Raw genomic sequence first — 25469 nt, forward strand, 5'->3', positions numbered from 1 at the left:
ACGAGCAGGGCTCGACCTCGGGGCGTAAGACGGGCATGTTTATGCAGGTTCATCCGGGGCTCCTGGTGTGCTGGTTGGGTCGCACCTCCAGAATCCCGGGATCGCCCCGGGTGAACAACCTACTGAGAGATCACACCTAGCCTCCTGTCCGTCCCGGGCCGCCTACAGGTCCAGCGGCTGCAGCATGCCGGCGCGCTGGGCGCGTTCCCATCGTTCGTCGAACTGCTGGCGCAGCGGCGCCCAGCCGGGACGGTCGGCCAGCGCGGCGCGACCCTGCGGGCGCTCGGCATCGGGCTGGAACAGGTAGCCGCCGGCATCGATGAGCAGGCAGGCCGAGATGTCGCCCAGGTCGATCTCCTCGACGGGCATGCGCACCTTCAGCACGCTCGGCAGCCGCTGCATCAGCAGGAGCAGGCGGTGGCCGTCGCGCAGCGCGGCGGCCGGATCGTGCAGCAGCAGTCGGATCTGCGCGCCGCGGCCGGCCGTGGCGATGCGCCGCAGCTCGGCCAGTTCATCCGCGCTCGAATAAAGCGAGTCGTCCAGGCGCGGCAGCCGGATGTCCACCTGGCGGCGCGCCTGGGCAAGCAGCGTCAGCCGCGCCGCGGCCAGCTCGTCGGCGCTGCCGGCCGGCAACGTGCCGCTGGGGTCCGGCGCCTGGCCGGTCACCGGCGGGCCTTGTGCGGCACGAGATGGCCGTCGTTGACCAGGGCGGTGAGCAGGTCCAGCGCGGTGCCGCCGGGTACGTCGTCGAAGGCAAGCGTGCTTTGCGCGCACAGCCGCTGCGCCAGTTCGCCGGTCGCCGGGTAGGCGTGGCCGTTGGCGAACAGCGTGGCGCCGCGCCGGCCGCGGCTCCAGGCCAGCCGGGACCACGGATGGCGCAGCAGCGTGGCGCCGCCTTCCATGCGCTTGCGCAGCGCCGCCGGCGTCATCGGCCGGGCCGGCGGCGCGGGAGTCTGCGCGTTGCGGTAGCGGGTGATGAAGCGGCCGAACCAGTCGCGCAGGCTGTCCTCGTCCAGCGCGGCGGCGAAGGGCAGCGCCGCGCGCAGGCGGGCGAGCGCGGCGGCGTCGATCTCGCCGGCGGCGCGTGCCGGGGCGAGGTCGGCGTCGGTGTAGCGCTGCGCCTCGTCCAGCCGCTCGGCGAGGTAATCGGCCAGGTCGCCGGTCAGTTCCGCCTGTGAGGGCGCGCGCATGCCCACGGAAAGCGTCATGCAGGGACCGCCGAAGGCGACCCCGTCGTGCGGCACGCCGGGCGGCAGGTAGAGCATGTCGCCCGGCTCCAGCAGCCATTCGTGGGTGGGCTCGAAATGCGCCAGCTGTTTGAGCTCGACGTCGGGACGGAAGTCCTTGGGCGCCGCCGGATCGGTGCTGATCGCCCAGTGCCGCTGGCCCAGCCCCTGCAGCAGGAACACGTCGTACTGGTCCACGTGGGCACCGACGCCGCCGCCCGGTTCGGCGTAGGAAATCATGATGTCGTCGATGCGCCAGCTCGGCAGGAAGCGGAACTGTTCCAGCAGCTGCGCCACGTCGGCGTCCCACTTGTCCACGTCCTGCACCAGCAGGGTCCAGTCCGTGCTCGGCGTGCCGGCGAAGTCGGCTTCGTCCAGCGGGCCGGTCTTCACCGACCAGCGGTCGCGCGCCTGGTCGTGGACGATCAACCGCGACAGCACGCCTTCCTCGCAGGCCAGCCCTGCGAGGTCGTCCGGCTGCAGCGGCGGCTGGAAATCGGGGAAGGCGTTGCGGATCAGCAGCGGGCGCTTCTGCCAGTAGTCGCGCAGGAACTGCGCCGGCGGCATGCCCAGTGGCTGCCTGGCCGAGCCGCGGACTTCGATGGGGAGCTTGTCGTTCATCGGTCCATTGTACGGCCGGGTCTGCGCCAGGAGCCCGCAGCGCGCGATAAGCGCATGCCTCAGCCCATCAGCTTCACCACGTTGTTCAGTCCCAGGCCCAGCACGGCGATGGCCGCCAGCACCGTCGCCACGCGCGCGGGCAGCCGTCGCGCGAACAGTGCGCCTAAGGGCGCGGCGAGGACGCCGCCGGCGATCAGCCCCAGCACCGCGGCGCCATGGCTGAGCCCGACCAGGTAAAGGAAGCTCGCGCTGGCCGCCACGCTCACCACGCACTTGGCCAGGTGCACGGTGCCGATCACCGTGCGCGGCGTCGCGCCGCGGGCCACCAGGGTGGTCACGGTCAGCGCGCTCCAGCCGCCGCCGGCCACCGCGTCGGCGAAGCCTGCGGCCAGGCCCAGCACCGGCGTGCCGCGTGGCGTGTCCGTGCCGGTCGGGCGGTTGCGTACGCCGCGCACGAGCAGGAACAGGCCCACGCCGAGCAGGTAGGGCGTCAGCGCCATCCGCATCCAGCCTGCCGGCACGTGCACCACGACCATCGCGCCGGCCACGGCGCCAACCACGCCCGGCACCGTCAGCATCCAGAACAGCGGCCAGCGCACGTTGCCGGCCAGCCAGTGGCTGACGCCCGACGCGCCGCAGGTGAAGGCCTCGGCCTGGTGCACGCTCGCGGTGGCGGTCACCGGCGGCACGCCCAGGCCCAGCAGCATGGTCGCCGAAGCCACGCCGTAGGCCATGCCGAGCGCGCCGTCGACCAGCTGGGCCAGCGCGCCGACGCCAGCGAAAGTGAGGAACTCCGAGAGGGGAAGCATGGCGCAAAGGATAAAGGCGGAGGCCGGAGTATCGGCAGTGCCGTGCGCGCGCCGGAAATAAGGCCTCGGCATAACCACATGCCGAGCTGTCCTTTCCCTGCCGTGACGGCGCCGCCTAGATTGGCCGGAACCCACACCGGCCGTCCAAAGGAAAGACGTCGTGAATGCCCTGGTCGCCCCGGAGCCGTTGCCCATCGCGCTGAGCGCGGAAAAGAGCGCCTTGCTCGCCAGGCTGGCCGAGGGGCTGGCCGCTGAGGAGCTCTACTGGGTGGCCGCCTGGAGCGCCGCCCGGGCCGGCCAGGCGCAGCGCGGCGTTCGCCGTGCGGAGGCCACCCCGGCCGGCGCGCCGGACGCACCACGGCTGACCATCCTCTACGGCAGCCAGACCGGCAACGCCAAGCGCCTGGCCGAGCAGTTCGCCTCGCGCGGCGAGGCGGCCGGCCTGCCGGTGCGGCTGGTGCGTGCCGACGCTTATCCGCAGCGCGAGCTGGCCAAGGAAACCCACCTGCTGGTGGTGATCAGCACGCAGGGCGACGGCGAGCCGCCGGACGACGCGCGCGGCTTCGTCGAGTTCCTCGCCGGCAAGCGTGCGCCCAGGCTGCCGGGGTTGCGCTATGCCGTGCTTGGCCTGGGCGACTCGAGCTATCCGCGGTTCTGCGCTGTCGGCCGCCAGCTCGACCAACGCCTGGCCGAACTGGGCGCGGCCCGTTTCGCGCCGCTGGGCGAGGCCGACGTGGACGTCGGGGCGGTGGCCACGCCATGGTCGGCGAAGGCGCTGGAGAAGGCCCGCGAGGCACTCGGCAGTACCGCGCCGGCCGCCGCCCGCAGCGCCACCGTGCACGCCTTGCCCAGCCGCGGCACGCATTCGCGCGAGCAGCCGTTCGCCGCCCCCGTGCTGGCCAACCAGCGCATCGTTTCGCGCGACAGCGAGCGGGCCGTCCACCACATCGAGCTTTCGCTGGAGGGCTCCGGCCTGCGCTATGCGCCCGGCGACGCTCTCGGCGTCTGGCCGGTCAATCCGCCCGCGCTGGTGGCGCAGTGGCTGCAAGCGCTGCACCTGGACGGCGAGCAGGAAGTCGTCCACGAAGGCCGCAGCCTGCCGCTGGCGCAATGGCTCTCGCGCGAGCGCGAACTGACCCGGCTCACGCGCGCCTTCGTCGCCGCGCAGGCCGCCGCCAGCGGTCACGCCGACCTGATGCGCGTGCTGCGCAAGGAAAACGCCGCGCAGTTCGCCGAGTTGCTGGACAGCCACCAGCCGATCGACCTGCTGCGCCGCTACCGCGCGGCGTGGCGCGCAGAGGAACTGGTCGCCGCGCTGCGCCCGCTCACCCCGCGGCTGTACTCGATCGCCTCCAGCCCGCGCGCCGTGGGCGAGGACGAGGTCCACCTGACCGCGGCCAAGGTCGAGTACGCGGCCTTCGGCGTGCCGCACTGGGGCGCGGCCTCGGCCTTCCTCGCCGCGCAGGAGGAGGACGCCCGGGTGCCGGTGTTCATCGAGGCCAACGACCGCTTCCGCCTGCCGGCCGACGATGCGCGCGACGTCATCATGATCGGCCCCGGCACCGGCGTAGCGCCCTTCCGCGCCTTCGTGCAGGACCGCCGCGAGACCGGGGCGCGCGGCCGCAACTGGCTTTTTTTCGGCAACCGCCATTTCACCCGCGACTTCCTCTACCAGGTCGAATGGCAGGAAGCCTTGAAGAACGGCTCGCTGCACCGCCTCGACCTGGCCTTCTCGCGCGATGGCGGCGGGATTTGTGTGAAGAGTCCGCCCATGGATGGGCGGGGTTTTGCGCAGGATGCGCGAAAGACCTATGTCCAGGACCGCCTGCGCGAGCAGGGCAGGGAGCTCTACGCCTGGCTGCAGGGCGGCGCGCACCTGTACGTCTGCGGCGATGCCAGCCACATGGCCAAGGACGTGCATGCGGCGCTTATCGATATCGCCGTGGCGCACGGCGGCCACTCCCCCGACGACGCCAGGGCCTGGCTCGCCGATCTCCTCACCCAGGGCCGCTACGCCCGCGACGTGTACTGACATGCCCCCCAAGCTTTCCGAACTCGAACACATCAAGGAGCGCAGCCGCCAGCTGCGCGGCTCGATCGCCGCAGGCCTGGCCGACCCGGTCACCGGCAGCATCAGTGAGGCGGACACCAAGCTGCTGAAGTTCCACGGCAGCTACCAGCAGGACGACCGCGACCTGCGCGAGGAGCGCCGCAGGCAGAAGCTCGAGCCGCTGTACGCCTTCATGCTGCGCGCGCGCCTGCCCGGAGGCGTGGTCACGCCGGCGCAATGGCTGGTGTTCGACCGGCTCGCCACTGACTACGCCTCCAGCGGCCTGCGCATCACCACGCGCCAGACCTTCCAGTTGCACGGCGTCCTCAAGGGCAACCTCAAGCCCACCATCGCCGCGATCCACCACGCCATGGCCAGCACCATCGCCGCCTGCGGCGACGTGCTGCGCAACGTGGTGGCGACACCGCTGCCGGAGCAGTCCGGCCTGCACGCCCAGGCCTATGCCTGGGCAGCGAAGCTGTCGGCGGAACTGGCCCCGCAGACCACCGCCTACCTCGAGCTGTGGCTGGACGGCGAAAAGCTGGTCGGCGAACCGGAGCCCGAGCCGCTGTACGGCAAGATCTATCTGCCGCGCAAATTCAAGATCGGGCTGGCGATCCCGCCCCTCAACGACATCGACGTGTTCGCGCAGGACCTGGGCTTGATCGCCATCGAGGAGGACGGCCGCCTGGCCGGCTTCAACCTGGCGATCGGCGGCGGCATGGGCGCCACCCACGGCGATCCGACAACCTATCCCCGGCTCGCCGAGGTGATCGGCTTCGTCACGCCTGAGCAGCTGCGCGCGGCCGCCGAGGAGGTGATCGCGATCCAGCGCGACTGGGGCGACCGCAGCGAGCGCAAGCACGCGCGCCTGAAATACACGCTGGACCACCGCGGCACCGAGGTGTTCAAGGCCGAACTGGAGAGGCGCCTGGGCTTCGCGCTGCAGCCGGCGCGCGCGTTCCGCTTCGACCACAACGGCGACCGCTACGGCTGGACCGGGGGCGAGGACGGCCGCTGGCACCTCACCCTGCACATCGAGTCGGGGCGGCTGCTGGACCGCGGCCCGCAGCGCCTGCAGAGCGGCATGCGCGAACTGGCCCGCGTGCACACGGGCGATTTCCGCCTCACCTGCAACCAGAACGTGATCGTCGCCAACGTGGATGCGGACGACCGGGCGCGCATCGACGCCATCGTCGCCGCGCACGGCATGGACGGCTACCGCCGGCAGAGCGGGATGCGCCGCCACGCCATCGCCTGCGTGGCGTTGCCCACCTGCGGCCTGGCCATGGCCGAGAGCGAGCGTTACCTGCCGACGGTCCTGGAAAGACTCGAGGCGCGGTTGGAGCACCACGGCCTGCTCGATGCGCCGATCCTGCTGCGCCTGTCCGGTTGCCCCAACGGCTGCTCGCGTCCGTACCTGGGCGAGATCGCGCTGGTCGGGCGCGCGATCGGCCGCTACGACTTGCGCCTGGGCGCCGACTTCAGCGGGCAGCGCATGAACGTGACCTACCGCGAGAACGTGGACGAGCCAGCCATCCTGGACGCGCTCGATCCGTTGTTCGCCGCCTATGCCGCCGGCCGTGAGCCGGGCGAAGGCTTCGGCGATTTCCTGTGGCGCACCGGCGTGCTCGCGACGCCCGCGCCACGGCCTGAGCGCCGCATCGCGGCGCAGGTGCCGGCATGAACGCGCGCCCCGTCGTGCAGCCGGCCTGGGAGCCACGCAGTCTGGAAGCGATCAACGCCGAGCTTGCGCGACTGGGCGCCGAGGATCGCGTGGCCTGGGCGCTGGAACATGTGCCCGGTCCGCACGTGCTGTCCTCCAGCTTCGGCGCGCAGGCGGCGGTGTCGCTGCACATGGTGAGCCGGCAGAGCCCGCGCATCCCGGTGGTGCTGATCGACACCGGCTACCTGTTCCCCGAGACCTACCGCTTTGTCGACGAGCTCACCGAGCGGCTGGATCTGAACCTCAAGGTCTACCGCGCCGCGCTCAGCCCGGCCTGGATGGAGGCCCGCCATGGCCGCCTGTGGGAGCAGGGCGTGGCAGGCATCGAGCGCTACAACCGGATACGCAAGGTCGAGCCGATGCAGCGCGCGCTGGCCGAACTGGGCGCCGTCGGCTGGTTCGCCGGCCTGCGGCGAAGCCAGGCGCGCAGCCGCGCCGATACGGGGTTCGCCGAGTACCGCCACGAGCGCTGGAAATTCCACCCGCTGGCCGACTGGAGCGACCGCGACGTCTGGCTCTATCTCAAGCGCCACGACATGCCGTACCACCCGCTGTGGGACCAGGGCTACACCTCCATCGGCGACGTGCACACCAGCCATCGCTGGGAACCGGGCATGGATCCGGAGGACACGCGCTTCTTCGGCCTCAAACGCGAATGCGGGCTGCACGACCTCCTCTGAGGCGACAGTCTGCTTCGGCCTCCGGATGCGGGCGCGGCTAGGCCGCGTCCGGCAGCGCGAGCGGCCGCTCGCGCCAGTGCGGCGCATCGGACCAGGTCGGGGAAACGGCGGCGCCGGTCAGTGCGCGCACCACGTCGCGCCGGTCCAGGTGCGGCGCGAACCGCCCGATGAACTCCAGCACGTATTCGCGCAGCACGGTTTCCCGCCGCAGCACGATCCACGTCGTGCATTGCGGGAACAGGTGGTCGGCCGGCAGCACGCGCAGGTCGGCGTCCGCCGGCAGCATTGCCATCTCGGCCAGCACGCCGATGCCCAGCCCGGCGCGCACATAGGTCTTGATCAGGTCCGCGTCGCCGGCCGTCATGGCGATCTGCGGGTCCAGGCCGGCATTCTCGAAGGCGCGGCGCAGCGACGACTCGGGCTTGAGTGAGGAGTCGTAGCTGATCAGCGGCTGCGCGGCCAGTTCGGCCAGCGTAGGCGGCAGGCTGCGCCTGGCCAGCGCATGGCCCGCGGGCGCCACCACCACGCGGCGCCAGCGGTAGGCGGGCAGGGCGATACCCAGGGCGGGCGGTGCGCCGGCGGTGCTGACCACGGCCATGTCCACCCGGCCGGCCTCCAGTTGCGCCAGCACGTCGGCGTCGTGGCCCGGCTGCAGGTGCACGCTCACCTGCGGATAGGCGAGGTTGAGCGCGGCGATGGACGACGGCAGGGCGAAGCGCGCCTGGGTGTGCGTGGTGGCGATGCGCAGCTCGCCATGCGCCTCCTTGCGCAGGTTGGCGGCGATCGAGCGGATGTTGGCCGCCTCGGCGAGGATGGCGCGCGCGCGCTCGAGCACCTGGCGGCCGGCATGGGTCACCGCGTCCAGGCTCTTGCCCTTGCGTACGAAGAGCTTGAAGCCGAGCTCCTCCTCAAGCTGCTTGAGCTGCTTGCTCAGGCCGGGCTGGGTGGCGTGCACGCGCTCGGCGGCGACGGTGATGTTGAGGCCTGAGTCGGCGATCGCGACCAGGTAACGCAGTTGCACCAGGGTCATGGCTCGGTATCCGTGTTCGTTCGGCGGAAGGGGCGGCTGCGGACGGGGCGCAGCTACATCGCGCGGGCGCGCTGTGCGCCCACCCTTCGACCGGGACGTCGTGATCGCGGATGAGGTGTTTTTCTGTATCCATAATTTGGACGTCTATACGTCCAATACATTCGACTGTCAAGAAATGGTCGATGCGCCGCGGTCCACATAACGTGAATGCATATGGTCTTGGCGACAAATCATTTGTCGCCCGCAAGGCGGCCGCCTAGCGTGGCCCATCCCCGTCTTGCAGGCCGCTCCCTTGAGGCTCTACCCGTTGTTCGCCGATCTTTCGCGCCGCGCCGTGCTGGTGGTCGGCGGCGGCGTGGTGGCCGAGCGCAAGGTGGCGGCGCTGCTGCACGCCGGGGCGCAGGTGACGGTGAACGCGCCGGAGCTGACACCCGCGCTGCGGCGCTGGTTCGAGCAGGGAACCATCGCGCATCGGCCCGAGGCCTTCCGCGAGGCCTGGCTGGACCGGGTCTGGCTGGTGGTGGCCGCCACTTCCGACCGTGCGGCCAATGCGCTGGTGGCCGAGATGGCGGGGCTGCGGCGATTGTTCGTCAACGTGGTGGACGACGCGCAGCTTTCGAGCTTCCACGTGCCGGCGGTGATCGACCGCGCGCCGCTGACCATCGCGATCTCCAGCGGCGGCCACGCGCCGATGTTCAGCCGGCTCCTGCGCGAGCGGCTGGAGGCGCTGCTGGACGATTCCCTCGGCGCGCTGGCCGAGCTGGCTGCGAGGTTGCGCCCGCGCGTGCGCCTGCGTTTCCCGGCTGCGGCGGCGCGGCGGCAGTTCTACGAGCGGCTGTTCGCCGGCCCGGTGGCTGGCCTGCTGCGCCAGGGGCGCCAGCACGAGGCGCGCGCGGCCGCGGAACGCGAACTGGCCGGGGATCCCACCCCGGACGCCGGCTGCGTCGTGCTGGTGGGCGCCGGCCCGGGCGATCCGGGCCTGCTGACCCTGCGCGGCCTGCGCGCGCTCAACGAGGCCGACGTGATCCTGCACGACCGTTTGGTCAGCGCCGAGGTGCTGGCGCTCGCGCGGCGCGACGCCGAACGCATCGAGGTCGGCAAGCAGGCAGGCAACCACCACGCCACGCAGAAGCAGATCCATCGACTGCTGCTCGAGCATGCGCAGGCCGGCCGCCGCGTGGTGCGGCTGAAGGGCGGCGACCCGTTCGTGTTCGGTCGCGGCGGCGAGGAACTGGAATTCCTGCGCACCCACGGCATCGGCTACGAAGTGGTGCCCGGCATCACCGCGGCGCTGGCCTGCGCCGCCTATGCCGGCGTGCCGCTGACCCACCGCGACCATGCCCAGTCCGTGCGCCTGCTCACCGCGCACTGCCAGTCCTCGCAGGGCACGCTGGACTGGGCCGCGCTCGCACAGGAGCGCCAGACGCTGGCGGTCTACATGGGCGTGGGCGAACTGGCCACGCTGCAGGCGCGGCTGCTGGAACACGGCCGGTCGCCGGCCACGCCCTTCGCGCTGGTCGAGAACGGTTCGCGCGAGGGTCAGCGGGTGGTCACCGGCGCATTGGCCCAGCTTGCCGAACGCGCCCGAGCCCATGCGGTTCGTTCACCCGCGCTGCTGATACTCGGCGAGGTCGCCGCGCTGGCGCCCACGCTGGCGTGGTTCGGCATGCCTCCGCTGGGCGCGGCGGCCCATGACACCGGCGATGCGGGCAGGGCGGCCCGCGCCCGCCCGGCAGCGCGCCCGGATGACGTGCTCGCCGCGCTCCACCAGGGTTGAACCTTCACGCCGGCGTGTTCGCCGGCATCCATTGCAGGAGCACTTCCATGATCTACGACAGCATCCTGGACACCATCGGCCATACGCCGATCGTCAAGCTGCACCGCCTCGCGCCCAAGCACGTCGAGCTCTACGTCAAGGTGGAGGCCTTCAATCCCGCCGGCTCGGTGAAGGACCGGCTGGCGCTGGCGATCATCCTGGACGCCGAGCAGCGCGGCGACCTCAAGCCCGGCCAGACAGTGGTGGAGGCCACCTCCGGCAACACCGGCGTGGCGCTGGCCGCGGTGTGCGCGGCGCGCGGCTATCCGTTCGTGGCGGTGATGACCGAGACCTTCTCGATCGAGCGGCGCAAGCTGATCCGCGCCTACGGCGGCAAGGTGCTCCTCACCCCGGCGGCCGCACGCGGCACCGGCATGGTGGAAAAGGCCGCCGAACTGGCCAAGCAGCATGGCTGGTTCCTGGCGCGCCAGTTCGAGAACCCGGCCAATCCCGCCTACCACCGCCAGACCACCGCCGCCGAGATCCTGGGCGATTTCGCCGGCCGCCGGCTGGACTACTTCGTCAGCGGCTGGGGCACCGGCGGCACGCTGACCGGCGTGGGCGAAGTGCTCAAGGTGGCGCGGCCGGAAGTGAGGATCATCGGCGCGGAGCCCGCGGGCGCCTCGCTGCTGGCGGGCAAGGAATGGCAGCCGCACAAGATCCAGGGCTGGACGCCGGACTTCGTGCCGGCCGTGCTCAACCGCAAGGTGATCGACCAGTTGCTGGGCATCGACGACACCGTCGCCCGCGACACCTCTCGCGCGCTGGCGCAGCAGGAGGGCATCTTCGTGGGCCTGTCCTCCGGCGCCACGCTGGCGGCGGCGCTGCAGGTGGCCAAGGACGCGCCGGAAGGCTCGGTGCTGCTGGCGATGCTGCCCGACACCGGCGAGCGCTACCTGTCGACCTTCCTGTTCGAAGGCGTCAACGAGGGCTCGGACGAGGTGGAAACGCCCAATACATCGTTGGGGCAGAAGGTGGCGGCGGTCTGAGCCGCGTCACGTGACCCTTCCCCCCGCTTGCGGGGGAGGGTGTCCGGAGGGCGGATGGCGCGAACGGGGCGCGCGCCATACATCCCCAATGGACAAGCTAGGCGGCGCGCCGCGACCGCGGCCGCGCGCGCGACGATCCCAGCTCCCACTGGTCGATCAGCTTGCGCCCCACTTTCGCCAGCGCCTCGATCGCCGGCAACAGCTCGCGGCCGAGCGGGGTGAGCGCGTACTCGGCCGACGGCGGCGAACTGTCCAGCACGCGGCGGGTCACCAGGCCGCGCGATTCCAGCTCGCGCAGCCGCGCGCTCAGCACCCGCGCGGAAATGCGCGGGATGTCGTGGCGCAGTTCGCCGAAACGGCGCGGCTCGGCGCTCAGGTACCAGATCACGTTGGGCGCCCAGGCGCCGCGCAGCAGCGCCAGGCTCTCGGTGAGCGGACACGCCGGCGGTGGCGCGGCGACCTTGCTCTTGCGCAGCGGCAGGCCCATGGGCGGGTTTTCCTCGTGCATGCGGTAACCGTGGGGATACCACATTCTGGCACTAATTCCCGGTTAGGTGGTATCCATGAGTAACCGTCGCGGCTAGGATGCCGGCCACGTCCCAGCGACGTCCACCACCCCCACAAGGAGTTCCCGCATGAAGCTCTATTACTCTCCCGGCGCCTGCTCGCTCTCCCCGCACATCGTCGCGCAGGAGGCCGGCATCGCCCTGCAGCTGGTGAAGGTCGATACCAAGACCAAGCGCACCGAGAGCGGTGCGGACTTCCTGGCGATCAACCCGAAGGGCTACGTGCCCACGCTGGAACTGGACGACGGCGAAGTGCTCACCGAAGGCCCCGCGATCGTGCAGTACCTGGCCGACCTCAAGCCGGCCTCGGGCCTGGCGCCGGCCAACGGCACGCTGGCGCGCTACCGCCTGCAGGAAATGCTGGGCTACATCAACTCCGAGCTGCACAAGTCCTACAGCCCGCTGTTCAAACCCGACACGCCCGAGGCGACCCGTCAGGAGCGCAAGGAATACCTGCGCAAGCGCTATGCGGTGATCGATGCCGTGCTGGCCAAGCAGCCCTGGCTGCTGGGTGACCGGTTCACCGCTGCCGACGCCTACCTGTTCACCGTGACCAACTGGGCGCGCCACGTGGATCTGGACCTGTCCGACTTCCCGGCGGTCCTGGCGTTCCAGAAGCGCGCGGCCGAGCGGCCGGCGGTGCAGGCGGTGATGGACGCCGAAGGGCTGGCGCGCCGCGCCACCGCAGCGGCCTGAGGCAGACCTCGAAAATGCCGCCCGCTTGAGCGGGCGGCATTTTTTTCGGCATCGCCAGCCGCAGCTTCAGTCCGCCCCGCGCAGCGTTCGATGGACCGGCAGTCAGTGCGGCATATCGCCCGCGCGCCTGACCGCGAGATCGCCCTTGCGCGCCCCGGGCACCACCGTCCAGCCGGGATTGAGCTGCAGCCGCCAGCCGGCGCCCTTCAGACCCGCCGGATCGGCGCCGACGGCCGAGACGGTGGCACGGTGCCCATTGAGCAGGATGCCGTCCTCGACTTCCAGCACGCCCCAGTCGTCGGACAGGCGCATGGTGGGGTAGGCGGTTCCGAAGTCGCCCAGCGGCTGCAGGGTTTGCGGGTTGAACTGGTGGCGCTCGTGCAGCAGCGGCAGCGCCAGCACCGGACCATCGACCAGCTTGGCCTTGAGGGCCGCGAGCCGCGCCTGCCTGGCCTGGTCGCGACGTACCTCGCTGGCGCGAAGCGTGCCGTCGTCGTAGGCCTTCTCACGCGCGGCGAGCGTGTCGAACGCCGGCGCAGGCAGGTGCAGCGCCGTGGCCAGCAACTGGTCCAACCGCTGGCCCGAATGGAGCTTGCCGCGCCACGCGGGGTCGGCCTGGTCCAGCAGCAGGCCGTAGGCGGGGCCAGTCGCGTAGGCGAACGAACGCACGAAGGTGGGCGCTCCGACGAAGGCGGACAGGTCCTGCATGGCGTAGTCGTGCCTCGCCTGCGGCGTGTCCAGGCCCAGGCGCACGCCGGTGTACTCGGCCACGCCCTCGTTCGACTCCAGCGCGTTTTCGTTGTCTGCCGCGCCGGGAAAGCGGCGGTAGCGCTCCTGCCGGAACAGCAGGGCATCGCCGATCGCGCCGCGCCGCGCGGCAGTGCTCGGCGCGCGCAAGGCCTCGGCCAGCGCGCGCCATTCGAGTTGCAGCAGATAGCGTCCCTCGAGGGTGTCCAGATGCTGGTTGTCGCCTTCGTGCAAGGTCACGCCCAGCTCGGGCTGGATGCGGTGGAACATCTCGTGCGCCAGCATCACGTGGCGCTTGGCCGTCTCCTGCGGCAGCGGCCAGAGGATTTCGCTCCAGCGCACGCCCGACCAGGAGATGCTGGTATTGGCGATGATTTCCGAGGCCGGCAGGGTGCCCGTGAATACCTCACCGGTGGCCTTCAGCGCGCCGCTGTCGTCCGCCTGGTTGGCGACGATCGCGCGGTCGGCCGGGTCGACCAGCAGCATCGGACCGCACAGGCTATGACCCCACAGCGCGCCGGCATCGCGCTGGCAGATAGCCTTGGCTTCGCTGAAGACGCGCTCGGCGCCCGCGTGGTCGACGGCGCCGAGCGCCGGCGCCGACGCCACCGCAAGCGTGATGGACATGGCCAGGGCGCGGAGGCCGGAAGGGGATGTCGCATGCATGGGGGGACTCTACGATGATTGTCGTACGGTTTGTACGACGCGCATCGTAGAAGTGTCAACCCGACCCGGGAGGCCTCAGCGGCGAGCCGTCCATTCGATGCGGTCCTGCGGCGTGACGGTGAGCGCGAGGATAGTCGTCCGTTCCGCATCGAGCAGGGCGACGCGGCTGCCTTGCTGCCGGATCCGTTCGGGCGGCAGCGGCTGGCGTTCCACCGACGCGCCGATGACGCGTCCATGGCGTATCTGCAGCGCGAACGAGCCGGCGCCATCGTGCGCATAGACCCACAGCGTGGAACCAAAGGCGCTGGCGTGGCACAGGTCCGCCAGCGCCGGGTCGGCCTGTCCCAGCCGTGCGGCGCCGAGCGCCAGCAGGCAGCAGGCCGACAGCACCGCGGCGGCGGCGCGCCGGCGCAGCGACGGCATGTCGCGGCGGCGGGACCCGAGCAGGCCGTGGACGCGCTCGGCAAGGTTGCCCTGCGCCGCCACCGGCAGGCCGGCGGCCGGACGCGCCGGAGATTCGGCCAGGCACACCAGCGCCCGCGCCAGCCCCGCCGCGGAAGCGCCGTGGCGCACCGCCAGCGCGTCGCAGCACAGCTCCCGCTCGCGCGACACGCAGCGGTAGAGCATCCACGCCACCGGATGGAACCACAGCAGCGCCAGCACCAGCCGCTGCAGCAGGTTCCAGCCGAAGTCGCCGCGCTCCAGGTGGGCCAGCTCGTGCAGCAGCACCGCGTCGCGTTCGTCGGCGCCAAGGCGCGTGGCGAAGTCGGGCGGCAGCAGCAGCACCGGCCGCCACAGGCCGGACACCTGCGGCGAGGCGACCTCGGCAACCAGCACGCGCAGGCGCAGGGCGCGGACGCGCGCGCTCGCCAGCCGATCCACCGCCGCGACCCATGCCGCCGGCGCGGGGCCGCAGCGCAGCCGCGCGGCGTGGCCTGCATCCTTTGCCAGGCGCAGCAGCATGGCGGCGACGCCGGCCAGCCATGCGGCCGCCAGCGCCAGCGCCAGCCACAGCACCGTGCGATAGCCGGCCATCTGCGCGGCAAGCCCGGCCACCGGCGAGCCGCGCGGCGGCGGCACGCCCATCGTCGCCACCGTGGCATGGAGGATCACGAGGGCCAGCAGCGGCAGCGTGAGCAGCGCCGCGAAATGCAGGCAGGCCAGGCGATGGCGGGATGCCGCCGTGGCGCCCGCCGCCGTGCGCTCCCAGGCCAGCCACGACAGCGCCACCAGGGCGCCCTGCAGACCCAGGGCCAGCAGCCCCCATAGCCCGAGGCGGGCGAGGTAGGCGGCGGTGAAGAAGTTCACGACTTGCCTTCGAGCTTGCGGATCATCGCCTTGAGCTGCGCCAGTTCCTCCGGCGCGACCGGGCGCGCATCGAGCGCCTGCATCGCCAGCGCCAGCGACGATCCGGCGAAGGCGCTGTCCATCCAGCCTCTCACCAGGCGGTTCAGGGTCGGCCGTTCGGAGACCGCGGCGGCGTAGACGTGCTGGCGGGCGTCCTCGCTGCGCGTCACCAGCCCTTTGGCCAGCATGTTCTGCATGATCTTGAGCGAGCTGGTGTAGCCGATGTCGGTGTCGGCGTAGACCGCCTCGTGCACGTCGCGCACGGTGCACGGGCCCCGGTCCCAGAGCACGCGCAGGATCGCCAGTTCCGCAGCGGTGGGCAGGGTCGGCTTCATCGGGCGAGCATGCATCCGGTGCGCAAGCCCAGGCAAGCGGCGGATCAGATGTCCTTCGCCAGCGCCGCCGCCAGGCCGGTGTAGCCGCCGGGCGTGAGCTCCAGCAGCCGCTGCCGGGCCGCCGCGGGCAGGTCCAGGCCCTCGATGAACTGGCGCATGGATTCGCGCGTGATGCCCTGGCCGCGGGTCAGCGCCTTCAACTGCTCGTAGGGCTCGGGCAGGCCGTAGCGGCGCATCACCGTCTGCACGGCCTCGGCCAGCACTTCCCAGCTCGCGTCCAGGTCCGCCGCGAGGCGCTCGGCGTTGACGGTGAGCTTGCCCAGACCCTTCTGCAGCGATTCCAGCGCCACCAGCGTGTGACCGAAGGCGGTGCCCAGCGCGCGCAGCACGGTGGAATCGGTCAGGTCGCGCTGCCAGCGGCTGATCGGCAGCTTCTCGGCGAAGTGGCCCAGCAGCGCATTGGCCAGCCCGAAGTTGCCCTCGGCATTCTCGAAGTCGATCGGGTTGACCTTGTGCGGCATGGTCGAGGAGCCGACCTCGCCCGCCTTCAGCGCCTGCTTGAAGTAGCCCAGCGAGATGTAGCCCCAGACGTCGCGCGCCAGGTCGATCAGGATGGTGTTGGCGCGGCGCACCGCATCGCAGTACTCGGCCACGCCGTCGTGCGGCTCGATCTGCGTGGTGTAGGGGTTGTAGTCCAGCCCCAGGCTCTGCACGAAGCGCTGCGAGAACGCGCGCCAGTCCACCTCCGGGTAGGTGATCGCATGGGCGTTGTAGTTGCCCACCGCGCCGTTGATCTTGCCGGGGATCTCCACCGCGGCCAGTTGCGCGCGCTGGCGCTCCAGCCGCGCCACCACGTTGGCCAGTTCCTTGCCGAGCGTGCTGGGCGAGGCGGTCTGGCCGTGCGTGCGCGAGAGCATCGGCAGGGCGGCGTTGGCGTGCGCCATCTCGCGCAGGCGGGCGATCACGCGGTCGAGCATCGGCAGCAGCACGCCTTCGCGCGCGTCGCGCAGCATCAGCGCGTAGGAGAGGTTGTTGATGTCCTCGCTGGTGCAGGCGAAGTGCACGAACTCCTTGGCCTGCGCGAGCTCGGGATCGGCGCCGATGCGCTCCTTGATGAAGTACTCGATCGCCTTGACGTCGTGGTTGGTGGTCGCCTCGATCGCCTTGACGCGCTCGCCGTCGGCCACGCTGAAGCCCTCGGCGATGGCGCGCAGCTGGTCCACCTGGGTGCCGGAGAAGGGCGCCAGTTCGACCACGGCCGGCTCGGCGGCCAGCGCCAGCAGCCATTCGATCTCCACCTTGACGCGCCGGTGCATCAAGCCGAACTCGCTGAAGACCGGGCGCAGGGGCTCGACCTTGCCGGCGTAGCGGCCATCCAGCGGCGACAGGGCGGTGAGGGCGTGGCTGCTCATCGGTGCGTTCCGGGAAAGGGGAAACGGCCATTTTACATTGCCGCCGCGGTGATGGCCGCCGGCCTATAGTGGCGCCTTCCCCAAGCCCGAGGAGCCACCGATGGCCGACTTCCGCATCGAGCACGACAGCATGGGCGAGCTGAAGGTGCCTGCCGACGCGCTGTACGGCGCGCAGACCCAGCGCGCGATCGACAACTTCCCGATCTCCGGCCTGGCCCTTCCGCGCGACTTCATCCGCGCGCTGGGCCTGATCAAGGCCGCGGCGGCGTCCGCCAATCTCGGGCTCGGTCACCTCAGGAAGGGGCAGGCCACGGCCATCCGCCAGGCCGCGCTGGCGGTGGCCGAGGGCCGCTACGACGCGCAGTTCCCGATCGACGTGTTCCAGACCGGCTCGGGCACCAGCACCAACATGAACGCCAACGAGGTGATCGCCCACCTCGCCGCGCAGGGCGGGGCCAAGGTGCACCCCAATGACCACGTCAACTATGGCCAGAGTTCGAACGACGTGATCCCCACCGCGATCCACGTCAGCGCCACGCTCGCCGCCAGCGAACGCCTGCTGCCGGCGCTCAGGCACCTCAAGAAGGCCATCGACAAGCGCGCGCGCGAACTCAGGAACGTGCCCAAGACCGGCCGCACCCACCTGATGGACGCCATGCCGGTGACCTTCGGCCAGGAGCTGTCCGGCTGGTCCGCGCAGATCATCTCGTCCATCGAGCGCATCGAGGATGCGTTGAAGCGCATGCGCCGCCTGCCGCAGGGTGGCACCGCCGTCGGCACCGGCATCAACGCCGACCCCAAGTTCGGCCCCGCGGTGGCGAAGGAACTCAAGACGCTCACCGGCGTGCGCTTCGAATCGGCGGAGAACTTCTTCGAGGGCATGGCCAGCCAGGACGCCGCCGTGGAACTCTCCGGCGCGCTCAAGACGCTCGCCGTCGCGCTCATGAAGATCGCCAACGACCTGCGCTGGATGAACTCCGGCCCCCTGGCCGGCCTGGGCGAGATCGAGCTGCCCGCGCTGCAGCCCGGCTCCTCGATCATGCCCGGCAAGGTCAACCCGGTGATCCCGGAAGCCACCGCCATGGTCGCCGCGCAGGTGATCGGCAACGACGCGGCGATCACCATCGGCGGGCAGTCCGGCAACTTCCAGCTCAACGTGATGCTGCCGATGATCGCCTACAACCTGCTGCAGTCGATCGAGCTGCTGGGCAACGTCAGCCGGCTGCTCGCCGACAAGGCCATCGCCGGCTTCAAGGTCAACCGCGAGCGCGTCAACCAGGCGCTGGCGATGAACCCCATCCTGGTCACCGCGCTCAATCCGGTGATCGGCTACGAAAAGGGCGCCGCCACCGCCAAGCAGGCCTACAAGCAGAAGCGCCCGATCATGGACGTGGCGCTGGAAACCACCGGCCTGTCGAAGGACGAACTCCAGAAACTGCTCGACCCCACCGCCCTGACCCGCGGCGGCATCCACGGCGAATAGACACCCAAGACGCCGCATCCACTCCCTCTCGGCGGCACCCCGGCGAATAACGCACAAGGCGAAGCCCGCTGAACTCCCTCTCCCCCGGCCCCGCCGGGGGAGAGGGCTGGGGAGAGGGGGAGGCCCTTGCTCCGGCCCAACAGCATCGCCACCCCACCGCCCGCCAGCAGAACAACCGGCAGCAAACGCCACACCCCCACGGGCGATTGGCCGCAAAACGCCCGATCCACTCCCTCTCCCTCACGGCGACACCCCCGGCGAATAACGCACAAGGCAAAGCCCGCTGAACCCCCTCTCCCCCGGCCCCGCCGGGGGAGAGGGCTGGGGAGAGGGGGAGGCCCTTGCCCCCACCCAGCAGCATCGCCGCCCGACAGCAGAACAACCGGCAGCAAACGGCCGCCTCCGCGCGCAACACATCACCTCGGCGCAACCCCGCCCACCCAAGCAGAGCCCCGCTGCCCGCTGGCTATACTCGGCCGTCTGCCTGAAAGAGAGCCCGGCCATGAACGCCCCCACCCGCATCGACACCACCCGCACCATCCGCGCCCCGCGCGGCAGCACGCTCACCTGCAAGAGCTGGCTCACCGAGGCGCCATACCGGATGATCCAGAACAACCTCGACCCCGAGGTGGCGGAGAACCCCGCGGAGCTGGTGGTCTACGGTGGCATCGGCCGCGCCGCGCGCAACTGGGAATGCTTCGACGCCATCCTGCGCAGCCTGCGCGAACTCGAGGACGACGAAACCCTGCTGGTGCAGTCCGGCAAGCCGGTCGGCGTGTTCCCGACCCACCCGGACGCCCCGCGCGTGCTCATCGCCAACTCCAACCTGGTGCCGGCCTGGGCCAACTGGGAGCACTTCAACGAGCTCGATAAGAAGGGCCTGATGATGTACGGCCAGATGACGGCCGGCAGCTGGATCTACATCGGCTCGCAGGGCATCGTGCAGGGCACCTACGAAACCTTCGTGGAAATGGGCCGCCAGCACTACAACGGCAGCCTCAATGGCAAGTGGATCCTCACCGCGGGCTTAGGGGGCATGGGCGGCGCGCAGCCGCTGGCCGCGAGCCTGGCCGGCGCCTGCTCGCTCACCATCGAATGCCAGCAGAGCCGCATCGACTTCCGCCTGAAGACCCGCTACGTCGACGAGCAGGCCACCGACCTGGACGACGCGCTGGCGCGCATCGAGAAGTACACCCAGGCCGGCGAAGCAAAATCCATCGCCTTGCTGGGTAATGCGGCGGAAGTCCTGCCCGAGCTGGTGCGCCGCGGCGTGCGGCCGGACGCCGTCACCGACCAGACCAGCGCACACGACCCGGTCAACGGCTACCTGCCGCTCGGCTGGACGGTGGAAGAGTGGTTCGAGCGCCGCAAGAGCGACCCCAACGGCACCCGCGACGCGGCCAAGCGCTCGATGAAGCAGCACGTGGAAGCCATGCTCGCCTTCCACGCCAAGGGCATCCCCACCTTCGACTACGGCAACAACATCCGCCAGATGGCCAAGGACGAAGGCTGTGAGAACGCCTTCGCCTTCCCCGGCTTCGTGCCCGCCTTCGTGCGCCCGCTGTTCTGCCGCGGCATCGGCCCGTTCCGCTGGGTCGCGCTCTCGGGCGACCCGGAAGACATCTACAAGACCGACCAGAAGGTCAAGGAACTGACCCCCGACGACAAGCACCTGCACAACTGGCTGGACATGGCCGAGCAGCGGATCAGCTTCCAGGGGTTGCCGGCGCGGATTTGCTGGGTGGGGTTGGGGCAGCGGGACAAGCTGGGGCTGGCGTTCAATGAGATGGTGCGGAAGGGGGAGTTGAAGGCGCCTGTTGTCATTGGCCGTGACCACCTCGACTCCGGCTCCGTCGCCAGCCCCAATCGCGAGACCGAGGCGATGAAGGATGGGAGTGATGCCGTGTCGGATTGGCCGTTGCTCAATGCCATGCTCAATACGGCGGGTGGCGCGACCTGGGTGTCACTGCATCACGGTGGTGGCGTGGGGATGGGTTACAGCCAGCACTCGGGGGTGGTGATCGTTTGCGATGGCAGTGAGGCGGCGGATAAGCGGATTGCGAAGGTGTTGTGGAATGACCCGGGGACAGGCGTCATGCGACATGCGGACGCGGGATATGACATCGCGGTTGAGTGCGCCAGACAGCAAGCGTTGAAGCTGCCTATGATCTAAGCACATCAAGCGGCAGGGCTGATCATCCTCATCGTTTTGGGGACGTTATGAAGATAGGTCGAAACGAACCTTGCTCTTGTGGGAGTGGAAAAAAGTATAAGCGTTGTCACGGCGGTATTGCCGGCAACCCTCCGTTAATTGATATGCCGCCCCACATCGAAGCAAAGTTGCGGGAGATGGAGACGCTTCAATTCCAACGTATCAAGCAGCAGGGATTGGGCAGGCCAATCATTTCGGAAGTGAGCAACGGGATGCGTTTCGTTGCCATTGGGGCCAGGGTTGCGTGGGGCAAATGGACAACCTTCCAAGATTTTCTGCTCTGGTATCTCAAACATTCATTCGGCTTGCATTGGGGGGAGGCTGAGCTCCAGCTCCCAGAGCAAGACCGGCATCCGCTGTTTGGATGGCTTACTGCCCTCGACACCCTCATACGAAGGCATACGACAGACCCCGAGGGCATTAATGAGATGCCGAACTATGGCGCTGCCATGGCTGTTTTTAGCCTCGCATACGACCTGTACCTAATTGAGCATCACGCGAATACGGACAGCGACAAGCGAGCGTTCGCACGGATTCTGTCGCGTATGAGGCACTCAGACCAATTTTTTGGAGCTCGGCATGAGGCGCGGGCGGCGGGAATAATGCTGCGTGCGGGATTTGACGTTCGGTGGGAGGAGGAGCGTGCGGGTAAAACGGGCGGGCATGCGGAGTTCGTCGCAACCTTTCCCAGCACAGGCCGCTCATTTTGGGTGGAATGCAAGATGCGCCAGCCCACATCGGACAAATCTCCGCCTTCTTTTGCGCATCTCTTAAGTGCCGCTTTGAAGAAAAAAACGAATCTTGAGCGGCTGATTTTTGTGGAGATGAATGCCGCTAATGCCTCTATGGACCGAATAAACGGTGGATGGGTCGGATGGGCCTTGAACCACCTGCGCACGTTTGAACTTCAGCCCAAGGCGGCAGAGCTGTCGTCTGCACTGGTCTTTATCTCAAACTTTGCGGAGCATTTGAAGCTGTATGAAGTGCTCGAAGGGTCCGCTACTGTTGGGGTAGCGCTAGAAGGATTCAAGGACAGCAGATATCGCACTGGCGAAATTATGGACCTTCGCGAGGCCATTAATCGTCGAGAAAGTGACCTGGAGATTGAAAGGTTGTGGCAGTCTCTGGAGCAGCACACAAGGATTCCCGTTACCTTCGACGGCGGACTCCCCTCGATTGACGAAGGTAACAGGTTGTTGATTGGAAGGTCCTATCAACTTCCTAGCGGCGAGGTGGGTGTTCTAGAAGAAGCGACAGTGGTCGAACAGGAGGAGTGCGCGGCAGCGATTCTTCGTCTGGCTGACGAACAACGGATCATGGTGAAGTTCCCCTTGTCGCAGCAAGAATTGTCTGCGTGGAACAGCCATCCCGAAACATTTTTCGGTGAGTTGCGCTCCCACCATCGCGAGGCCAAGAGCGCAATGGATATGTTTGACTTTTTTATGAGCGGGTACCGCACCACTCCGCGAGAAACCTTGCTAAACCTGATGGCCGCCGCTACGGACATCGATCGATTGCGCGGCATGTCGCAGCCTGAGTTGGCAAAAGAGTACGCCTACCGTTTGACGGTTGCGGCGGTCAGCGGCAGCCGAGGGTTCGATCCCCCGGTTTGGCACCATCGCCTTCGCGGCAGGAAGACGAAGTAGTGAACGAATGAGAGCGTAGTCGCGGAGCATTCGTTTAAAAGATTCAGGCAATAACATGGAGGGGGCAACTTATTAATGGACGAGGTGTTGGGTGCGCATTCGCTACGTGATACCAATAGACGACGCTAAAGCGCTCATTATTTCCGATCATTGGGAGTTCCCGATGCTCGGTGGTGTCTGTCTGGTTCGGGAAGAGGGTGGACTCGCAAAGACCATCGAGGTCGTTTTCAACGGTCGACCGCTGGGCGAGGCTCCCGCAATCGAGGAGGTGAGCGGCGGTGAAGCTAGGTATTCAATTTCGATCAGAGACAAATTGCTGCCATTCGTAAAAAATACGCTTAATGACGCAAAGAGCTTTCTACAGTGTTATTTTGGTATTGAATTTTTACTAGATGATATTGATGTAAGGTATGAGGGCGAGACGTCTGATGAGGAGGAACTAATACCCGTCAAATCAATGAGGGTAGGTAAGCACAATGAGCCGCTCTACTTGCCATTTGATATGTTGACGCGAGCAATATGGGCGTGAGAAAAGGCTGCTGGGCCCAAGTTCGAAGCGGCGCTGATCTCGGCGGCAAGGAGTGCGTTTTCGGAAGGGCGCTATATAGATTCGTTTAGATACTCATTTTTGCTGATCGAATTTGTCTATGGTGATGGTCAGTTTAAGGGGGCGGGGCTCAAGACTAGTTTGAAAGGCGAAATAAAGGGGACGTGGCCAATTAAATGTGCCGGTCATCGGATTAATTTGCCCAGTCTCCATTTTGACTCCTTGTTCTTGCCGACACGATCGTCTTCGATCAGTCTGCGATCGCAGGCCCCGTAGAAGGCCGCGTGGTCCGGCTGCTTCGTAAACATCCAATCCACTCACAAAACAAACGAGGATGCACTCATGAAAGGTATGGATCAGAAGAAGAGCGACAAAAAGAAGCCGCTGAAGACGCCGAAGGAGAAGAGGGCTGAGAAGGCCGCTAAGAAGGCTGACAAAAGATAAAAATCGGACATCCGGAACGGAGTCAGTGTCACTTATCTTGCGCTTAAAAATAGGGGACGGAGCCAATTAAATGGCAATAATTTCTTCCATCCCCGTTGAGGCAAAAAAAGGGGGCAATTAAGTTGTTAATCCCTCAGTTGAGCCTGCTAGGACTGGGGTCAGAGTTTAAAGTCGACTCTGATGATCCCATTGTTTGCGTCCTTGGACTGCTACAATGACGATCTGGGCTTGATGGACTACGCCGAAATTACTCAGGTGTTTTTTAGCCCATTCCTTGAGGTCGTCGGCCATGCGCTGATCGATCGCGCCCTTGGTTTCAAAGAAAATCGTTATGGTCGCAAAAGAAAAAAGGTGTCAGGGACAATTAGGCGTTGATGTCGCGTATGCGTGACCGACCGGTGCTCGTGTTTATCGGCTTGCTCATTGCGCGGCTGCAATAGGGAAAGCGAATACCGCGGCGCGCGACGGGCCCAGTCGGAGCCGTCGCGCGCGAAACGCTCAGTTCTGGAAGATCTTGAGCACCGTAGCGGCCGGAGAGGCGGCGCCGATCTTGCGGTCGGTCTTGGCCGCTTCGATGACTTCGACCAGCTCGGTGTACTTGTCCGCCTGTCGATCCTCCAGGTTGATCATGTTCATGCTCCAGCGACCGAAGGTGCGGAACCTGGCCGGCTCGTTGTAGATGATGCGGGTGTTCCTGTGCCGCGGGTCTTTTTCGATCCTGTGATACAGGCTGGTGAGGGTGACCAGCGGGCCTTCGAGGATCTGCAGGAACCAGCCCCCGTTGTAGAGCAGACTGCCCGTGACATCGATCGGCTCGTTGTTTTGTTTGGCCTGCTCCTGGATCGACAACAGATCCTGGCGGGACATCTTCTGCACTGCCTCGCTGAGGTACACGAGCTGGTTTATCGACATGACAGATCCTGGTTGGGGCGAGGTGACGATCCAGGGCGTCATACGAACGAGGCGCGGAATTGGATGACCGGACCGAACAGAGGAACAAAGGTGCCAAGGACATTTTTGGGACCTCGGCCCGGACGTCTAGCGGAGCTGAGAAAGGCGTCCATAGCGTTGCGTCGCTTGTGACCCGTCAACTTGCGACCTGGCAGGAACGTCAAAGCGCACGTGTTGCTTCGGCGGGTCAGGAGCGATCATGGGGATACTTGCTCGTGCCCAATCTGGGCATTAATATGCCCGATATGGGCACGAAGACTAGGGGGAGAATCAGCGAGGCGGCTGCGCTTTATGCGCAGGCCAACCTTTCCGATGCGCTTTTCACCACGACCCAGCAGCGCGTGCTCGGCTGCCTTTTCGGCCAGCCCGAGCGCAGCTTCACCATCAGCGACCTCAAGAACACCACCGGCGCGGGCAGCGGGGCGGTGCAGCGCGAGGTGGCCCGCCTGGCCGGCAGTGGGTTGCTCGCGCTGGAGCAGGTCGGCAACCAGAAGCACTACCGCGCCAACCCCGATTGCCCGATCCATGATGAGTTGGTGGCCATCGTCCGCAAGACCTTCGGGCTGGCCGAGCCGCTGCGCCAAGCCTTGGCGCCTTTGGCGGACCGCATCCAGGCGGCTTTCGTGTACGGCTCCGTGGCCAAGCGCAGCGATACCGCGTCCAGCGACGTCGACCTGATGCTGATTTCGGACACGCTGACCTATGCGGAGGCGATGGCCGCGCTGCACGATGTCTCCGACCAATTGGGGCGTGAGATCAATCCCACCATCTACAGCCTGGACGAGTGGCGCTCGCGCGTGGAGGCCGGCAACAGCTTCGTTACCCGGGTGCTTGCCCAGCCGCGAATCGATCTGATGGGGAGCGCTGATGGCCTCGGCGCTTGAAAACCTCCGGCTCCGGCAAGGCCCTGGCTGTCGAACCGCCGGATGCTGCCGAGATCGCCGGCCTGATCCGCTCCGGCCACACGCGCCTCGGTGATGCGCGCAAGGCCAGCCTCTCGCTGGAAAGTCGCTTCGACCTTGCCTATAACGCCGCGCATGCGCTGTGCCTTGCGGCGTTGCGTCGGAAGGGCTTTCGACCAAGGCACCGCTACATCGTGTTCCAGGGGCTGCCGCACACGCTGGGTCTCGGCCCGGAGGTCTGGCGCGTGCTCGCCAAGGCGCATGACGCGCGCAACCTCGCCGAGTACGAGGGACACGTCGATGTACCGGAACGGCTGGTGTTGGACGTGATTGCAGCCGCCGAAGTGGTGGCAGTGCAACTTGACGGCAAGAGGATGGAATGAAGTCGGTCGTTAGGTGAGCGCTGCTGCCTTGCTTCGTCCTTTCCGCGATCTGGTGTGCATGCTATGTGGCTACAGGTAGCGCTTCGTTCGCGACTACGGTTGGCGGGTTTGTCTTGTTAGTTGCGCTGATAGGTCTTCTGTACACCTAGCGAAGCGAAAATGCGGGTCATAGTGCACTTCTCGAT

General features: G+C 67.7%; 23 protein-coding genes and 1 pseudogene. 14 read left to right on the forward strand and 10 right to left on the reverse strand.

Features of this window, described 5'->3' with window-relative positions:
- Positions 1-162: 162 nt before the first annotated feature.
- The 3 genes from VGU65_RS13365 to VGU65_RS13375 are packed head-to-tail and all read right to left on the reverse strand — an operon-like array spanning position 163 to position 2656.
- Positions 163-666 carry a DUF7931 domain-containing protein gene (locus tag VGU65_RS13365; protein ID WP_327476487.1) on the reverse strand — a complete coding sequence of 168 codons (504 nt, stop codon included), beginning with the start codon at positions 664-666 and terminating at the stop codon, positions 163-165.
- Complete coding sequence (locus tag VGU65_RS13370) at positions 663-1847, reverse strand: ribosomal protein uL16 3-hydroxylase (RefSeq protein WP_327476489.1); 1185 nt, start codon at positions 1845-1847, stop codon at positions 663-665. Before VGU65_RS13370 ends, VGU65_RS13365 begins: the two co-directional genes overlap by 4 nt.
- A gap of 59 nt (positions 1848-1906) precedes the next feature.
- Complete coding sequence (locus tag VGU65_RS13375) at positions 1907-2656, reverse strand: sulfite exporter TauE/SafE family protein (protein WP_327476491.1); 750 nt, start codon at positions 2654-2656, stop codon at positions 1907-1909.
- A gap of 160 nt (positions 2657-2816) precedes the next feature.
- Between VGU65_RS13375 and VGU65_RS13380 the strand changes: the two genes are divergently transcribed.
- From VGU65_RS13380 to VGU65_RS13390, 3 genes are read left to right on the forward strand one after another with little or no spacing between them, the layout of a single operon-like run.
- Positions 2817-4688 carry an assimilatory sulfite reductase (NADPH) flavoprotein subunit gene (locus VGU65_RS13380; protein WP_327476493.1) on the forward strand — a complete coding sequence of 624 codons (1872 nt, stop codon included), beginning with the start codon at positions 2817-2819 and terminating at the stop codon, positions 4686-4688.
- Position 4689: 1 nt separating this feature from the next.
- On the forward strand, positions 4690-6393 hold the full coding sequence (gene cysI / locus VGU65_RS13385) for an assimilatory sulfite reductase (NADPH) hemoprotein subunit (protein ID WP_327476495.1): 1704 nt from the start codon (positions 4690-4692) through the stop codon (positions 6391-6393).
- Entirely contained in the window at positions 6390-7112 is a 723-nt protein-coding gene (locus tag VGU65_RS13390) for a phosphoadenylyl-sulfate reductase (protein WP_327476497.1), read from the forward strand. Before cysI ends, VGU65_RS13390 begins: the two co-directional genes overlap by 4 nt.
- A gap of 37 nt (positions 7113-7149) precedes the next feature.
- On the opposite strand, the gene VGU65_RS13395 is transcribed toward VGU65_RS13390, so the two are convergent.
- Complete coding sequence (locus VGU65_RS13395; protein ID WP_327476499.1) at positions 7150-8142, reverse strand: LysR substrate-binding domain-containing protein; 993 nt, start codon at positions 8140-8142, stop codon at positions 7150-7152.
- Positions 8143-8434: 292 nt separating this feature from the next.
- Here VGU65_RS13395 and cysG point away from each other — a divergent pair, with 292 nt between their 5' ends.
- Positions 8435-9919 (forward strand): siroheme synthase CysG, encoded by a 1485-nt coding sequence (gene cysG / locus VGU65_RS13400; protein ID WP_327476501.1) that lies wholly within the window; start codon positions 8435-8437, stop codon positions 9917-9919.
- Positions 9920-9966: 47 nt separating this feature from the next.
- A complete protein-coding gene (gene cysK / locus VGU65_RS13405) occupies positions 9967-10947 on the forward strand; it encodes a cysteine synthase A (RefSeq protein ID WP_327476503.1) in 981 nt (326 codons plus the stop codon).
- A 97-nt stretch (positions 10948-11044) separates the two neighbouring features.
- Here the strand turns inward: cysK and VGU65_RS13410 are convergent, their stop codons facing one another.
- Positions 11045-11479 carry a winged helix-turn-helix transcriptional regulator gene (locus VGU65_RS13410; protein WP_327476505.1) on the reverse strand — a complete coding sequence of 145 codons (435 nt, stop codon included), beginning with the start codon at positions 11477-11479 and terminating at the stop codon, positions 11045-11047.
- 103 nt (positions 11480-11582) lie between these two features.
- On the opposite strand from VGU65_RS13410, the gene gstA reads away from it, so the two are divergent.
- Positions 11583-12209, forward strand: coding sequence for a glutathione transferase GstA (gene gstA / locus VGU65_RS13415; protein WP_327476507.1), 627 nt, complete (start codon positions 11583-11585; stop codon positions 12207-12209).
- A gap of 102 nt (positions 12210-12311) precedes the next feature.
- Here the strand turns inward: gstA and VGU65_RS13420 are convergent, their stop codons facing one another.
- From VGU65_RS13420 to purB, 4 genes are all read right to left on the reverse strand, one after another.
- Positions 12312-13583, reverse strand: coding sequence for a hypothetical protein (locus tag VGU65_RS13420; RefSeq protein ID WP_327476509.1), 1272 nt, complete (start codon positions 13581-13583; stop codon positions 12312-12314).
- Between the two features lie 114 nt (positions 13584-13697).
- A complete protein-coding gene (locus tag VGU65_RS13425) occupies positions 13698-14930 on the reverse strand; it encodes a M56 family metallopeptidase (RefSeq protein ID WP_327476510.1) in 1233 nt (410 codons plus the stop codon).
- On the reverse strand, positions 14927-15304 hold the full coding sequence (locus VGU65_RS13430) for a BlaI/MecI/CopY family transcriptional regulator (protein ID WP_327476512.1): 378 nt from the start codon (positions 15302-15304) through the stop codon (positions 14927-14929). The genes VGU65_RS13425 and VGU65_RS13430 overlap by 4 nt, the downstream gene beginning before the upstream one ends.
- A gap of 44 nt (positions 15305-15348) precedes the next feature.
- Positions 15349-16716, reverse strand: a complete 1368-nt coding sequence (gene purB, locus VGU65_RS13435; RefSeq protein ID WP_327476514.1) for an adenylosuccinate lyase — start codon at positions 16714-16716, stop codon at positions 15349-15351.
- Positions 16717-16816: 100 nt separating this feature from the next.
- On the opposite strand from purB, the gene VGU65_RS13440 reads away from it, so the two are divergent.
- The 6 genes and pseudogenes from VGU65_RS13440 (at position 16817) to VGU65_RS13460 (ending at position 23423) form a co-directional block, all read left to right on the forward strand.
- The gene (locus tag VGU65_RS13440; RefSeq protein WP_327476515.1) at positions 16817-18199 is read left to right on the forward strand and encodes a class II fumarate hydratase; all 1383 of its coding nucleotides are present in this window, start codon (positions 16817-16819) and stop codon (positions 18197-18199) included.
- A 502-nt stretch (positions 18200-18701) separates the two neighbouring features.
- On the forward strand, positions 18702-20372 hold the full coding sequence (hutU, locus tag VGU65_RS13445; protein WP_327476516.1) for a urocanate hydratase: 1671 nt from the start codon (positions 18702-18704) through the stop codon (positions 20370-20372).
- 47 nt (positions 20373-20419) lie between these two features.
- Positions 20420-20485, forward strand: a pseudogene (locus VGU65_RS15685) (SEC-C metal-binding domain-containing protein); the annotation flags it as partial.
- Positions 20486-20548: 63 nt separating this feature from the next.
- The gene (locus VGU65_RS13450; protein ID WP_327476517.1) at positions 20549-22057 is read left to right on the forward strand and encodes a hypothetical protein; all 1509 of its coding nucleotides are present in this window, start codon (positions 20549-20551) and stop codon (positions 22055-22057) included.
- A gap of 91 nt (positions 22058-22148) precedes the next feature.
- A complete protein-coding gene (locus VGU65_RS13455; protein WP_327476518.1) occupies positions 22149-22586 on the forward strand; it encodes a hypothetical protein in 438 nt (145 codons plus the stop codon).
- A gap of 693 nt (positions 22587-23279) precedes the next feature.
- Positions 23280-23423, forward strand: coding sequence for a hypothetical protein (locus VGU65_RS13460; protein ID WP_327476519.1), 144 nt, complete (start codon positions 23280-23282; stop codon positions 23421-23423).
- A 123-nt stretch (positions 23424-23546) separates the two neighbouring features.
- Here VGU65_RS13460 and VGU65_RS13465 read toward each other — a convergent pair whose 3' ends face one another.
- Entirely contained in the window at positions 23547-23960 is a 414-nt protein-coding gene (locus VGU65_RS13465; RefSeq protein ID WP_327476521.1) for a BLUF domain-containing protein, read from the reverse strand.
- A 167-nt stretch (positions 23961-24127) separates the two neighbouring features.
- Between VGU65_RS13465 and VGU65_RS13470 the strand changes: the two genes are divergently transcribed.
- On the forward strand, positions 24128-24883 hold the full coding sequence (locus VGU65_RS13470) for a nucleotidyltransferase domain-containing protein (protein WP_327476523.1): 756 nt from the start codon (positions 24128-24130) through the stop codon (positions 24881-24883).
- Positions 24880-25284 carry a hypothetical protein gene (locus VGU65_RS13475; protein ID WP_327476525.1) on the forward strand — a complete coding sequence of 135 codons (405 nt, stop codon included), beginning with the start codon at positions 24880-24882 and terminating at the stop codon, positions 25282-25284. The genes VGU65_RS13470 and VGU65_RS13475 overlap by 4 nt, the downstream gene beginning before the upstream one ends.
- Positions 25285-25469 lie beyond the last annotated feature (185 nt).

Source organism: Frateuria sp. (assembly GCF_035943815.1).
Lineage (GTDB): Bacteria > Pseudomonadota > Gammaproteobacteria > Xanthomonadales > Rhodanobacteraceae > Frateuria_A.